This window comes from Geobacter sp. 60473 (genome assembly GCF_036323535.1).
Taxonomy (GTDB): Bacteria; Desulfobacterota; Desulfuromonadia; order Geobacterales; family Geobacteraceae; genus Geobacter; species Geobacter sulfurreducens.
The window spans coordinates 1,388,004-1,400,740 of the sequence record NZ_AP028967.1 but is presented as its reverse complement, the minus strand read 5'-3'; the positions used below and the strand labels follow the sequence as shown (position 1 = coordinate 1,400,740).

The 12,737-nt window shown below is 57.5% G+C and carries 13 protein-coding genes; all 13 read left to right on the top strand.

Going from position 1 to position 12,737, the window contains the following annotated elements; genetic code table 11:
• Nucleotides 1–79: 79 nt before the first annotated feature.
• The 13 genes from ftsH (at nucleotide 80) to AABA48_RS06355 (ending at nucleotide 12,586) form a co-directional block, all read left to right on the top strand.
• On the top strand, nucleotides 80–1,912 hold the full coding sequence (gene ftsH / locus AABA48_RS06415; RefSeq protein WP_286352484.1) for an ATP-dependent zinc metalloprotease FtsH: 1,833 nt from the start codon (nucleotides 80–82) through the stop codon (nucleotides 1,910–1,912).
• Nucleotides 1,909–2,820, top strand: a complete 912-nt coding sequence (gene folP, locus AABA48_RS06410) for a dihydropteroate synthase (RefSeq protein ID WP_286352485.1) — start codon at nucleotides 1,909–1,911, stop codon at nucleotides 2,818–2,820. Before ftsH ends, folP begins: the two co-directional genes overlap by 4 nt.
• A 51-nt stretch (nucleotides 2,821–2,871) precedes the next feature.
• Complete coding sequence (cdaA, locus tag AABA48_RS06405; RefSeq protein WP_286352486.1) at nucleotides 2,872–3,657, top strand: diadenylate cyclase CdaA; 786 nt, start codon at nucleotides 2,872–2,874, stop codon at nucleotides 3,655–3,657.
• Nucleotides 3,658–3,662: 5 nt separating this feature from the next.
• Complete coding sequence (locus tag AABA48_RS06400; protein WP_338271220.1) at nucleotides 3,663–4,070, top strand: CdaR family protein; 408 nt, start codon at nucleotides 3,663–3,665, stop codon at nucleotides 4,068–4,070.
• A 4-nt stretch (nucleotides 4,071–4,074) separates the two neighbouring features.
• Entirely contained in the window at nucleotides 4,075–5,430 is a 1,356-nt protein-coding gene (glmM, locus tag AABA48_RS06395; RefSeq protein WP_286352488.1) for a phosphoglucosamine mutase, read from the top strand.
• Nucleotides 5,431–6,150 (top strand): pyridoxine 5'-phosphate synthase, encoded by a 720-nt coding sequence (locus tag AABA48_RS06390; RefSeq protein ID WP_286349590.1) that lies wholly within the window; start codon nucleotides 5,431–5,433, stop codon nucleotides 6,148–6,150.
• Nucleotides 6,147–6,527, top strand: a complete 381-nt coding sequence (locus AABA48_RS06385) for a holo-[acyl-carrier-protein] synthase (protein ID WP_286349591.1) — start codon at nucleotides 6,147–6,149, stop codon at nucleotides 6,525–6,527. Before AABA48_RS06390 ends, AABA48_RS06385 begins: the two co-directional genes overlap by 4 nt.
• Complete coding sequence (locus tag AABA48_RS06380; protein ID WP_286349592.1) at nucleotides 6,524–8,083, top strand: NAD(P)H-hydrate dehydratase; 1,560 nt, start codon at nucleotides 6,524–6,526, stop codon at nucleotides 8,081–8,083. The genes AABA48_RS06385 and AABA48_RS06380 overlap by 4 nt, the downstream gene beginning before the upstream one ends.
• Nucleotides 8,083–8,532, top strand: a complete 450-nt coding sequence (locus AABA48_RS06375) for a CBS domain-containing protein (protein ID WP_286349593.1) — start codon at nucleotides 8,083–8,085, stop codon at nucleotides 8,530–8,532. Before AABA48_RS06380 ends, AABA48_RS06375 begins: the two co-directional genes overlap by 1 nt.
• Before the next feature lie 5 nt (nucleotides 8,533–8,537).
• On the top strand, nucleotides 8,538–9,023 hold the full coding sequence (gene tsaE / locus AABA48_RS06370) for a tRNA (adenosine(37)-N6)-threonylcarbamoyltransferase complex ATPase subunit type 1 TsaE (protein ID WP_286349594.1): 486 nt from the start codon (nucleotides 8,538–8,540) through the stop codon (nucleotides 9,021–9,023).
• Between the two features lie 75 nt (nucleotides 9,024–9,098).
• On the top strand, nucleotides 9,099–10,316 hold the full coding sequence (locus AABA48_RS06365; protein WP_286349595.1) for an aspartate kinase: 1,218 nt from the start codon (nucleotides 9,099–9,101) through the stop codon (nucleotides 10,314–10,316).
• Nucleotides 10,317–10,433: 117 nt separating this feature from the next.
• On the top strand, nucleotides 10,434–12,020 hold the full coding sequence (gene cimA / locus AABA48_RS06360; RefSeq protein WP_286349596.1) for a citramalate synthase: 1,587 nt from the start codon (nucleotides 10,434–10,436) through the stop codon (nucleotides 12,018–12,020).
• 224 nt (nucleotides 12,021–12,244) lie between these two features.
• Complete coding sequence (locus AABA48_RS06355; protein ID WP_286349597.1) at nucleotides 12,245–12,586, top strand: ComEA family DNA-binding protein; 342 nt, start codon at nucleotides 12,245–12,247, stop codon at nucleotides 12,584–12,586.
• Nucleotides 12,587–12,737: the final 151 nt, after the last annotated feature.

The window sequence follows — 12,737 nt, the reverse complement described above, 5'->3', positions numbered from 1 at the left end:
CAATTAGTGGTCTGAAACCAGTAACCATCAGCGTTCGCGGGCGTTCGTCCATTGCCCGAACCGCATCATGGGGGTACCCTTGAACCAGTTCTACAAGAACCTTGCGCTCTGGCTCGTCATAAGCCTTATGATGATCCTCCTCTTCAACCTCTTCAACAAGCCGCGCACCACCCAGGAACGGCTCGGCTACAGCGACTTCATTGCTGCGGTTGATGCGGGGAAAGTCAGCACGGTTACGGTCCAGGGGAACGAGATCATCGGCAAGTATTCCGACGGCAAGGAGTTCCGCAGCTACAAGCCGACAGATGCCATGCTCTCCGAAAAGCTTCTGGAGAAGAAGATCAACGTCTCTGCCAAGCCTGAGGAAGAGAAGGTTTCCTGGTTCTCCATCTTCATCTCCTGGTTCCCGCTCCTTTTCCTGGTGGGGGTCTGGATTTTCTTCATGCGGCAGATGCAGGGAGGTGGCGGCAAGGCCATGGCGTTCGGCAAGAGCCGCGCAAAGCTTCTGACTGAAGCCCAGGGTCGCGTTACCTTCGAAGACGTGGCCGGTGTAGACGAAGCAAAGGAAGAACTGGAAGAAATCATCCAGTTTCTGAAGGATCCCAAGAAATTCACCAAGCTCGGAGGCCGTATCCCCAAAGGTGTCCTGCTCGTGGGCCCTCCCGGCACGGGCAAGACGCTCCTGGCACGGGCCGTGGCCGGAGAGGCGGGAGTTCCCTTCTTCTCCATTTCGGGTTCCGACTTTGTCGAAATGTTCGTGGGTGTCGGCGCCAGCCGGGTCCGCGATCTTTTCGTACAGGGAAAGAAGAATGCGCCCTGCATTATCTTCATCGATGAGATCGATGCGGTCGGACGCCACCGGGGTGCGGGACTCGGCGGCGGCCATGACGAGCGGGAACAGACACTGAACCAGCTGCTGGTCGAGATGGATGGCTTCGAATCCAATGAGGGGGTTATTCTTATCGCGGCCACGAACAGACCTGATGTCCTCGATCCGGCTCTCCTGCGGCCGGGCCGGTTCGACCGCCAGGTAGTCGTTCCCCAACCTGACGTGAAGGGGCGGGAGATGATCCTGAAGGTCCACACCAAAAAGACCCCGCTTGCTTCCGATGTGGACCTGGGAGTAATCGCCCGCGGCACGCCCGGTTTCTCGGGAGCGGATCTGTCCAACGTGGTGAACGAGGCTGCCCTGCTGGCGGCACGTAAGGACAAGAACTCCGTCGAGATGAAGGACTTCGACGACGCCAAGGACAAAGTCCTCATGGGTGTCGAACGTCGCAGCATGGTGATTTCGGAGGAAGAGAAGAAAAATACCGCCTATCACGAAGCCGGACATACCCTTGTTGCCAAGCTGATCCCGGGCACCGATCCGGTACACAAGGTTTCCATTATTCCGCGGGGGCGGGCACTTGGCGTGACCATGCAGCTGCCTATCGAGGATAAGCACAGCTATAACAAGGAATCGCTCCTGAACCGGATCGCGGTGCTCATGGGAGGTCGGGCCGCCGAAGAGATCATCTTCAATGAGCTTACCACGGGGGCCGGCAACGATATCGAACGTGCAACGGAGATCGCACGCAAGATGGTGTGCGAATGGGGTATGAGCGAAAAGATGGGGCCGGTCACCTTCGGCAAGAAGGAGGAGTCGATCTTCCTTGGCCGTGACATGTCAATGCACAAGAACTACAGTGAAGCGACGGCGGTGGAAATCGACGAGGAGATTCGCAAAATCATCGACGGCAGCTACTCGCGGGTCAGGCAACTCCTGAACGAGAATCTGAGTGTGCTCCACTGTCTGGCAACGCAGCTTATCGAGAAAGAGAACCTGACCGGCGACGAAGTCGACCGGATCATCAAGGAAGACTGCGCGGCCAGCCGCGCCGCAGCCGAAGAGGCCCCCGTGACTCCATGACTTCATTGACTGCCCAATGCTCCGGAACCTTACTCTGCGCGGAGCACTCCACCGGACAGCACCATGCCGGGGTATGGCGGCTGCGTAGCCGGTGCATAGACCTTACATCCCGTCCTTGTATCATGGGGGTCCTTAACGTGACCCCCGATTCATTTTCTGACGGCAATTGCTACCAAGACCCCGCTGCTGCGGAAGATCGGGCTCTTGCCATGGTAGCCGAAGGAGCTGATATCATTGATATCGGCGGTGAAAGCACCCGCCCAGGTGCACCTTCAGTCAGCGTAGCCGAAGAGATGCAACGGGTGGTGCCTCTTGTGGAACGCCTTGCCGCAAAACTGCCGGTTCCTCTTTCCATCGATACCTATAAGGCTGCCGTAGCCCGCGAGGCTCTTGCCGCCGGCGCAGAGATCATCAACGATATCAGCGGCATGGTCTTTGATCCGGATATGGCGGCTACCGTGGCCGAGGCACGGGCGGGACTCGTGGTCATGCACACGCGCGGCACCCCGGCGATTATGCAGCGCGACACGGCCTACGACGATCTGATTGCGGAAGTGCTCGGATCGCTGCGCTACTCTCTGGGCCTCGCACAGGCGGCGGGGATCCCCAATGAGCATATCGTAGTGGATCCGGGCATCGGTTTCGGCAAAAGCGTTGACGGGAATCTTGAAATCCTCCGGCGTCTTGCCGAGTTTGCCGGCCTGGGACGGCCCATCCTCGTCGGCACTTCCCGCAAGTCGTTCATAGGCGCTGTTCTTGGCAGGGACGTAGCAGATCGCCTGTTCGGGACCGCCGCTACGGTGGCGGTGGCCGTGGCAAACGGCGCCTCCATACTGAGAGTTCACGATGTTCGGGCCATGCGGGATGTGGCCCTGATGACACGGGCGATTCTTGCCCCGCAACGCTGATCACACTCCTTTTACCGTATTGATTCAGCCCACCCTTGTCAGGTGACGACGATGACCGAGCCACTCCAGATCTTCGGCTGGCGCGACGCAATCGATATTGCGATTGTGGCATGGATCATTTATCGCCTGATCATCATGCTCAGGGGACGGGTCGCCTACCGTCTTCTGCTCGTCCTGGCCTTTCTCGCTGCGCTGTACTCTCTGTCGCGGCTCGCGGGATTCGAGGCTTTCCACTGGATCGTCGGATCCCTGTTCAGTTCCCTGATCCTTATTCTCGTTATCCTCTTCCAGCATGACATCCGGAGGGCGTTGGTGACGCACGGCAAGCACCGCCATCCCCTCACGGAAGACCGGGACGAACAGGAGGAGCGAGACCATGCCTCACTGATTGTCGGTGAATTGATTGCCGCCGCCACATCTCTTTCCTCCCGCCGGATAGGAGCCCTGATCGTCATCGAACGCGAAATGGGTGTCATGAGTCATGTTGAAACCGGCACCGAGGTGGATGCCAAGATTACGAGCGAAATTCTCACATCCATCTTTCTTCCCTATTCTCCTATTCACGACGGCGCCGTGATCATCCGGCGCGGCAAGCTGACGCGGGCCGGGTGTTTTCTGCCCCTTTCGCAGGACCCGACCATCAACAAGAACCTGGGGACCCGCCACCGGGCCGCTCTTGGTCTCACGGAATTGGTGGACTGCGTCGTTCTGATTGTTTCCGAGGAAACGGGAACCATATCCGTGGCTGTGGGGGGAAGAATCATTCCCGTCAGCGATGCTGCGAGTCTGCGGAAAATTCTTAAAAAGCTCCTCGAACCCAGGTGGCTTACGGAATGAGTGTGATGGATCTTGTGAAAAACTGGGATATCAAGCTCCTCTCACTGGTCCTCGCCGTCAGCCTCTGGCTCGGTGTGGCCGGCGGGAGGGAAGGGGAGCTTGTCATGCGGATTCCACTTGAGCTTCGCAATGTTGCCACCGGCTATGCCGTGATAGATAAAGGCCCCGGAGAGTTGGTCGTCACCCTCAGCGGGCCGAGTATTCTTTTGTTGAAGCTCCGTGGCGAAAAGATTATCATGCCGCTCGACATGACGGGGGTCGGGGCGGGGACTGTCCTGTTCACCGGTTTTGAGGCCCGCCTGTCTGTTCCCTCCAAAGTTCGGGTGACGCGAGTATACCCGGCTGAAATTTCGGTCCGGGTGGAGCAGTCACCAGCACGGACTGAATCCCCCACGACACATGAAAGCAGGTGAAGCGATGAAGAAATTATTCGGAACGGACGGTGTCCGCGGTGTTGCCAATGTCTACCCGATGACCACGGAAATGGCCATGCAGATCGGCCGGGCTGCGGCCTATCTGTTCAAGGACGGTAATCGCCGTCATCGTATCGTGATCGGCAAAGACACGCGCCTGTCCGGTTACATGCTGGAAAATGCCCTGGTGGCCGGTATCTGCTCCATGGGTGTTGATGTTCTCGTGGTCGGTCCTCTCCCCACGCCGGGCATTGCAAATATCACTTCCTCCATGCGGGCCGATGCAGGGGTTGTCATTTCCGCTTCACACAACCCCTTTCAGGATAACGGCATCAAGTTCTTTTCCCGCGACGGGTTCAAATTGCCCGACGAAATGGAGCTCAAAATAGAGGATCTCATTTTTTCCGGGAAGATCGACTCGCTCCGTCCGGTGGCCACCGAGGTGGGCAAGGCCTACCGGATCGATGACGCGGTGGGGCGGTACGTGGTGTTTCTGAAGAACAGCTTTCCCAAGGATCTCGATCTCGCCGGGATGAAGATCGTCCTCGACTGTGCCAACGGCGCAGCCTACAAGGTGGCTCCGGCCGTTCTTGAGGAGCTGGGAGCCGAGGTCATCCCTTACGGCGTCAAGCCTAACGGAACCAACATCAATGCCGGTTGTGGCTCCCTCTATCCGCAGGTCATCAGCGAAGCGGTCAAAGAGCACCGGGCAGACCTCGGCATTGCCCTTGACGGTGACGCCGACCGAGTCATCTTTGTGGACGAGTTCGGCAACGAGGTGGACGGGGATCACATCATGGCCATCTGCGCCACCCAGATGCTGAAACAGAAAAGACTGCGCAAGAACACACTTGTAGCAACGGTAATGAGCAACATGGGCCTCGATATCGCAGTGAAGCGTGCCGGCGGAAAAGTAGTCAAGACTGCGGTTGGAGATCGCTACGTGGTGGAGGAGATGATCAAGGGGGGGTACAATCTTGGAGGGGAGCAGTCGGGGCACATGATTTTCCTCGACCACAACACCACGGGCGACGGTGTCCTGTCGGCCCTTCAGGTGCTGGCCACCATGCGCCGGGCCGACAAGAGCCTCTCCGAACTGGCGGAGGTGATGATCCCGTTGCCCCAGGTGCTGGTCAACGTGCGGGTCAAGGAGAAGAAGGACATAACTACCATTCCGGAAGTGGCACTGCTTATCGGAGATATAGAGAAAAAGCTCGGCGACGAGGGACGCATCCTTATCCGCTATTCGGGTACCGAACCGCTGTTGCGTATTATGCTCGAAGGCCAGGACAAATATCAGATAACCGGGTGGGCAAAGGAAATTGCCGATCTGGTCGAGAAGAAGATCGGAGGAAAGTAGGTGGCAAAGCTCGGAGTCAATATTGATCATGTGGCAACAATCCGCCAGGCCCGGGGCGGCGTTGAGCCCGACCCGGTGGCGGCCGCCGCCATTGCCGAGTTCGCCGGTGCCGACGGGATAACGGTGCACCTGCGCGAGGACCGGCGGCATATTCAGGACCGGGACCTGCGTCTGCTCCGTCAGACCGTCAAGACGAAGCTCAATCTGGAAATGGCGGCTACCGACGAGATGGTGGGTATAGCTTTATCGGTCAAACCCGACATGTGCACTCTGGTGCCGGAGCGACGCCAGGAGCTCACCACCGAGGGGGGGCTCGATGTGAGAGTCGGCATGCAGTCGCTTGCCGACGCCATTGGTCGCCTCCAGGACGGCGGCATTGTAGTGAGCTTGTTCATTGATCCCGATACGGATCAGGTCAAGGCATCCAGCAAGGCGGGGGCCGACTACATCGAAATCCACACCGGAACCTTTGCCGAGGCACGGGAGTGGAAAAAGGAGCAGGCCGAACTTGAGCGCATCGAAAACGCCATCAGGCTCGGCACAAAGCTCGGGCTCGGCATCAATGCCGGACATGGCCTCAATTACACCAATATTCGCAAAGTCGCAGCCCTCGGAGGTATCGAGGAATTCAACATCGGGCATTCCATAATCTCGCGCGCAGTGTTTGCCGGGCTCGACCGTGCCGTGCGGGACATGGTAGACCTCGTCAAGTACGCATGATTTTCGGTACCGGCATCGATATCGTTGACATTACCCGTTTCGACCGTCTGGTCGAAGAAGGGAACGTGCGTCTCTTCGAACGGCTCTTTACGCCCCATGAAATGGAGTACTGTGCCGGCAAGGCCAGGAGCGCCCAGCACTATGCCCTGCGGTTCGCGGCCAAGGAGGCGTTTCTCAAGGCCTGCGGTCTCGGTCTGCGCGAAGGGATGACCTGGCATGACGTGGAGGTCGTCAATGACGCCCTCGGCAAGCCCGAGCTCAAGCTCCACGGCAAAGCCCTGAGGCTGGCCACCGACCTGAGCCTCGGCCGTACTTTCGTTTCCCTTTCTCACGACGGAGCGTACGCCGTCGCCCTGGTTGTGCTGGAGCGGCCATGAAAGTGGTGAGCGGCGAGACCATGCAGCGGATGGACCGTCGCACCATCGATGAGTTCGGTGTCCCCGGCCTTGTCCTCATGGAAAACGCCGGCCGCGGATGTGCCGATGCCATCAGGGAGATGTTCGGCCGCGACGGCTGCATGCCGGTTCTGGTGGTCGCGGGCAAGGGGAACAACGGCGGCGACGGCTATGTGATCGCCCGACTGCTTGCTGGGGAAGGGTGGCCGGTGCATACGGTTGTGCTGGCCCGTAAGGACAAAATTAGCGGTGATGCCCGCGAGAACCTGGAGCGCCTCGACCCGTCGACGGTTTCTTACCTCCCTGCTGGGGAAAGCCTTTCGTCCCTTATGACCAGGCTCGACGCTGCGGCACTGGTGGTGGATGCCCTGTTGGGGACTGGGCTGAAGAACGATGTGCAGGGCGTGTATGCCGAAGCGATCAGGTGCATCGCAGCTTCAGCTCGGCCGGTTGTCTCGGTCGACATCCCGTCGGGCATAGACGCCGCAACGGGCAAGGTGCTCGGGGTTGCTGTCACGGCCAATCTGACGGTAACCTTTGCCCTTGCAAAATATGGCCACGTTCTCTATCCGGGGGCACTGCACTGCGGCCGGCTGAAAATTGTCGATATCGGCATTCCGGAGTCAGTCGCCCGGGAAGCGGACGGCGTTCTCTACGTTGACGCGGCTGAGGCGGCAGCAGTGGTTACGCGGCGGGACCCATGCTCCCACAAGGGGAGCTTCGGGCACAGCCTCGTTATAGCCGGGTCCGTCGGGAAGACGGGAGCCGCGGCAATGGCCGCGAACAGCGCCGTTCGAAGCGGAGCAGGCCTCGTTTCGCTGGCAGTGCCGGCAAGCCTTAATGCCATTCTCGAGGTGAAGACCACCGAGGCCATGACAATCCCGCTGGCTGACGGCGGGGTCGGTTTCCTCGGGGATGAGTCACTTGTTCCGCTCAGGGCGGCGATTCAAGGCCGGGATGCGGTAGCCCTTGGTCCCGGCTTGTCGTGGCAGCCCGCCACTGCCGCCCTTGTGCGGCAACTGCTGCCTGATATCACGGCGCCCCTCGTCCTCGACGCCGACGCCCTCAATGCCCTTTCCGAGCAGAGCGAACTCTTGAAGGGGGCGCGCCCCGACACCGTTGTCCTCACGCCCCATCCCGGGGAGATGGCGCGTCTTGCGGGAACCACCACTGCGGCGGTCGAAGCGGACCGTATCGGCGTTGCTCGTGACTTTGCCGCACGGTTCGGCGTCTATCTCATCCTCAAGGGAGCACGGTCCGTCATCGCGTCGCCCGATGGCCGCATGGCCCTCAACGGCAGCGGCAATCCGGGCATGGCCTCGGGGGGGATGGGGGATGTGCTCACCGGTGTTGTCACGGCACTGCTTGGACAGGGGTACGAACCATTCGACGCCTGCATACTGGGCGCTTTCGTTCACGGTCATGCCGCCGACCTGGTTGCTGCGGACAAGGGCGAGACAGGCATGTCCGCTCTCGATGTCCAGGAGCGGCTACCCTATGCATTCAATTCACTGATCCGTTTGAAGGGAGAACAATAATGAAGACTGTGCGCGACATAATGACAACCAACGTTGTTACAGCCAGGCGTGAGACCACCATACGGGAGCTTGCCGAGCTTTTTTCGAAGTATCGGATCGGGAGCATCCCCATTGTGGACGAAGCGGGCAACCTGGCGGGCATCGTCACCGAGTCCGACTTGATTGAACAGGACAAAAGCCTGCACATTCCGACGGTCATATCGCTTTTCGATTGGGTTATCTATCTGGAAAGTGCCAAGAAGTTTGAACGGGAGATCCAGAAGGTAACCGGCCAGACCGCCGGAGATATCTATACAACCGAGGTTGAGAGCGTGACGCCGGAAACCCCGGTGAGCACGGTGGCTGATATCATGGCCAACAAAAAGCTCCACACGCTTCCGGTGGTTGAAGGGAAGAAGCTTGTGGGAATTGTTTCCCGCATCGATCTCATCAGGACCATGGTGGGGTAGGACGCGTGGCGTTTCATATCACTTCGCGGTGCGAGAAAGAGACCGAGCGTCTCGGGGAACTGCTGGGCAGAGAACTGTCAGCCGGGGCATTCGTTGCCCTGGCCGGAGAGCTGGGTAGCGGGAAAACCCGGTTTGCCCGCGGAGTGGCACGAGGGATCGGCGTTGCCGAAACAACTCCCATCACCAGCCCGACCTTTACCATCCTCAACGAATACCGAGGGCGCGTTCCCCTCTATCATTTCGATCTGTACCGACTGGCCGGCGTCGACGATGCGGCGGCTCTCGGTTTCGACGAATACTTTCATGGAACAGGTGTTTGTCTCGTGGAATGGGCCGAGCGTCTGGGTGATGATCTGCCCGTAGAGCGGATTGACATTACCTTTCGTCACGGGGATGAAACCACCCGTCTCCTGGAGTTCGTCCCTCACGGCATAACCTATGAAGCTTTATTAAAAAAATGTTTTGACCACTGGTCTGATTCCTGCTATTAAGTGACGACCTGCGGTCGTGTCCTGTATACAAACTGCAGCTTGACACATTGATCCAGAGCAAAGGAGGAACGGTAGATGGCACTGGTGGTCCAGAAATACGGCGGCACCTCGATGGGGTCCATCGAGCGCATCCGCAATGTTGCCAAACGGGTCGCCAAGACCTATGACGCCGGAAACGATATGGTTGTTGTCGTTTCCGCCATGTCGGGAGAAACCAACAAGCTCGTGGCCCTCGCCAACGAGATTTGCGAATTCCCGGATACCCGCGAATATGATGTGCTGGTGGCGTCGGGCGAGCAGGTATCCATAGCTCTCCTTGCCATGTGCCTCAAGTCGATGGGGTACAAGGCCAAGTCCTATCACGGCTGGCAGATCCCCATCATCACGGACAACGCTTTCAGCAAGGCCCGCATCGAGAGCATCGACGACACCAAGGTGCGCGCTGATCTCAAGGACGGCACCATTGTCATTGTCGCCGGGTTCCAGGGCGTCGACAAGGATGGCAATGTCACCACTCTGGGCCGTGGCGGCTCCGACACCTCGGCAGTTGCCGTAGCTGCTGCCTTCAAAGCGGATGTGTGTGAAATTTTCACCGACGTGGACGGTGTCTACACCACTGACCCGAACATCTGCCAGGATGCCCGGAAAATCGAGAAGGTATCCTATGATGAGATGCTGGAACTCGCCTCGCTTGGGGCGAAGGTTCTTCAGATCCGTTCCGTAGAATTTGCGAAGAAGTACAATGTGGACGTTCATGTCCGCTCCAGCTTCAATGAAAATCCAGGGACCATGGTTACCAAGGAGGATAAGGATATGGAAGCAGTTCTCGTTTCGGGAATCGCCTACGACAAGAACGAAGCAAAAATTGCCGTGATGGGGGTACCCGACAAGCCGGGAATCGCCGCCAAAATTCTGTCGCCCCTTTCCGACGCCAATATATCGGTCGATATGATTGTCCAGAATGTAAGCGGGGGTGACCTGACCGATTTCACCTTCACCGTCACCAAGGCTGATTTCAAAAAGGCCCTCGCCATCACCAAGGAAGTGGCCAAGGAGATCAGTGCCAAGGAGGTGGCTGAGGACGAAAACATTTCAAAAATATCCATCGTTGGCGTCGGCATGCGGAGCCATGCGGGTGTTGCCACCAAAATGTTCCAAACCCTTGCCAAGGAAGGGATCAACATCCAGATGATCTCCACCTCTGAAATCAAGGTTTCGGTCATTGTTGACGCAAAATACACCGAACTGGCCGTTCGGGTGCTTCACGAAGCGTTCGGACTCTCCGGCAAATAAAGAAACTTCCAGAGCGGAAGCGCGGAATTTCGAAGGCGCGGGGGAGAAAATCGATCATTTTGATTTTTTCTTCCGCGCCTTCGTACATGCGCTTCGCCGTTCCCGAAAGGTGAAAGCATGAGTCTTGTAAAACTCTACGATACCACTCTCCGCGACGGAACCCAGGCAGAGGATATTTCCTTCCTCGTGGAGGACAAAATCCGGATTGCCCATAAACTCGACGAGATAGGAATTCACTACATCGAGGGTGGCTGGCCCGGCAGTAACCCAAAGGATGTCGCCTTTTTCAAGGACATCAAGAAAGAGAAGCTCTCCCAGGCGAAGATCGCCGCGTTCGGTTCCACTCGTCGCGCCAAGGTAACCCCCGACAAGGACCATAACCTCAAGACCCTCATTCAGGCGGAACCCGATGTCTGCACCATATTCGGCAAAACATGGGATTTTCACGTGCATGAGGCCCTGCGGATATCGCTCGAGGAAAATCTTGAGTTGATTTTCGACTCGCTGGAATACCTTAAGGCGAATGTTCCCGAGGTCTTCTACGACGCCGAGCACTTTTTCGACGGCTACAAGGCGAACCCGGACTACGCCATCAAGACCCTCAAGGCCGCTCAGGACGCAAAGGCCGACTGCATTGTTCTCTGCGACACCAACGGCGGTACCATGCCCTTTGAACTTGTTGAGATTATCCGCGAGGTGCGCAAGCACATCACGGCCCCTCTCGGCATCCACACGCACAACGATTCAGAGTGCGCCGTTGCCAACTCCCTCCATGCGGTCAGCGAAGGAATTGTCCAGGTCCAGGGGACCATCAACGGTTTCGGCGAGCGCTGCGGCAATGCCAACCTCTGCTCGATCATCCCTGCCTTGAAGCTCAAGATGAAGCGTGAGTGCATTGGGGACGACCAGCTTAGAAAACTTCGCGATCTTTCACGGTTCGTCTACGAATTGGCCAACCTTTCGCCCAACAAGCATCAGGCGTATGTGGGCAACTCGGCATTCGCCCACAAGGGAGGTGTCCACGTATCGGCCATCCAGCGTCATCCCGAAACCTACGAACATCTGCGGCCGGAACTGGTCGGCAACATGACGCGGGTACTCGTATCCGACCTTTCGGGTCGCTCCAATATCCTTGCTAAGGCAGAAGAGTTCAATATCAAGATGGATAGCAAGGACCCCGTTACACTCGAAATCCTCGAAAATATCAAGGAAATGGAGAACCGGGGTTACCAGTTCGAAGGGGCGGAAGCGTCGTTCGAGCTCCTCATGAAGAGAGCCCTCGGCACTCACCGCAAGTTTTTCTCGGTGATCGGTTTCCGGGTAATCGACGAAAAGCGTCATGAGGACCAGAAGCCTCTTTCTGAGGCTACAATCATGGTCAAGGTCGGGGGCAAAATCGAGCACACCGCAGCGGAGGGAAATGGGCCGGTGAACGCACTGGACAATGCTCTCCGCAAAGCCTTGGAGAAGTTTTATCCGCGCCTCAAGGAAGTGAAGCTGTTGGACTACAAGGTGCGCGTATTGCCGGCGGGGCAGGGGACGGCCTCGTCTATCAGGGTGCTCATCGAGTCTGGCGACAAAGAGAGCCGCTGGGGTACGGTCGGTGTTTCGGAAAATATCGTCGATGCATCCTACCAGGCTCTTCTGGACAGTGTGGAGTACAAGCTCCACAAAAGCGAAGAGTTCGAAGGCTCCAAGAAGTGAAACCCCGCACCGGGCATGCGGTGTATCTCACCCTTGCCTTAGCGGTCATGACATTACCACTACTTTACAAAGGCCATGGCACATCCCCTTTGGAGATACCTGCCGTGGCCTTTGTGCGTTCGAACTCCGATGACCGACCCGTGAGCATCATGATAACCGGCGTTCCGGAGAGGTCAGGCGTTTATCGGGTTGCTCGGGGATCCACATGCCAGAGCGTCATAAATATGGCGCTTCCCCTCTCGTCCGTGAATTATCTTCCTCCTGCTGCTGTGGGCCGTATTCTCTGCGATGGCGATGTCGTAATCGTGCGTAAGGACAATAGAGAAACCAGCGAAGTTTCGTTGGGAAAACTGGCAGTTTCTCAGATGATGCTGATGAGAATCCCTCTTGACCCAAATCGGATGAACATAAAGGATTGGGAGCTTTTGCCCGGCATCGGGCCTGAACTGGCGCGACGGATAGTATGCGACCGTCAAGATAATGGCGATTTTTCATCTTTTGAGGCATTGGAGAGGGTTCCGGGAATCGGTCCGAAGACACTGATGGCTCTGCGAGAATTTTTCTGATATTTGTAACATGTTGAAAAATGTAATATTATTTGAGTGTAATATCTCCTGGCACATTGTGCCACTAGCAGTAACCCCGATTGGCACACATGGTGAAATATTCAGGACACTCACGGTTATAATTCTACATGGGGGGGATGACCTATGAAAT

Bases quoted from the DNA above. Each gene is read 5' to 3' on its own strand.
- folP (WP_286352485.1), top strand. From the start codon at position 1,909: ATGACTTCATTGACTGCCCAATGCTCCGGAACCTTACTCTGCGCGGAG.
- cdaA (WP_286352486.1), top strand. From the start codon at position 2,872: ATGACCGAGCCACTCCAGATCTTCGGCTGGCGCGACGCAATCGATATT.
- AABA48_RS06400 (WP_338271220.1), top strand. From the start codon at position 3,663: ATGGATCTTGTGAAAAACTGGGATATCAAGCTCCTCTCACTGGTCCTC.
- glmM (WP_286352488.1), top strand. From the start codon at position 4,075: ATGAAGAAATTATTCGGAACGGACGGTGTCCGCGGTGTTGCCAATGTC.
- AABA48_RS06385 (WP_286349591.1), top strand. From the start codon at position 6,147: ATGATTTTCGGTACCGGCATCGATATCGTTGACATTACCCGTTTCGAC.
- AABA48_RS06380 (WP_286349592.1), top strand. From the start codon at position 6,524: ATGAAAGTGGTGAGCGGCGAGACCATGCAGCGGATGGACCGTCGCACC.
- AABA48_RS06375 (WP_286349593.1), top strand. From the start codon at position 8,083: ATGAAGACTGTGCGCGACATAATGACAACCAACGTTGTTACAGCCAGG.
- AABA48_RS06365 (WP_286349595.1), top strand. From the start codon at position 9,099: ATGGCACTGGTGGTCCAGAAATACGGCGGCACCTCGATGGGGTCCATC.
- cimA (WP_286349596.1), top strand. From the start codon at position 10,434: ATGAGTCTTGTAAAACTCTACGATACCACTCTCCGCGACGGAACCCAG.
- AABA48_RS06355 (WP_286349597.1), top strand. From the start codon at position 12,245: ATGGCGCTTCCCCTCTCGTCCGTGAATTATCTTCCTCCTGCTGCTGTG.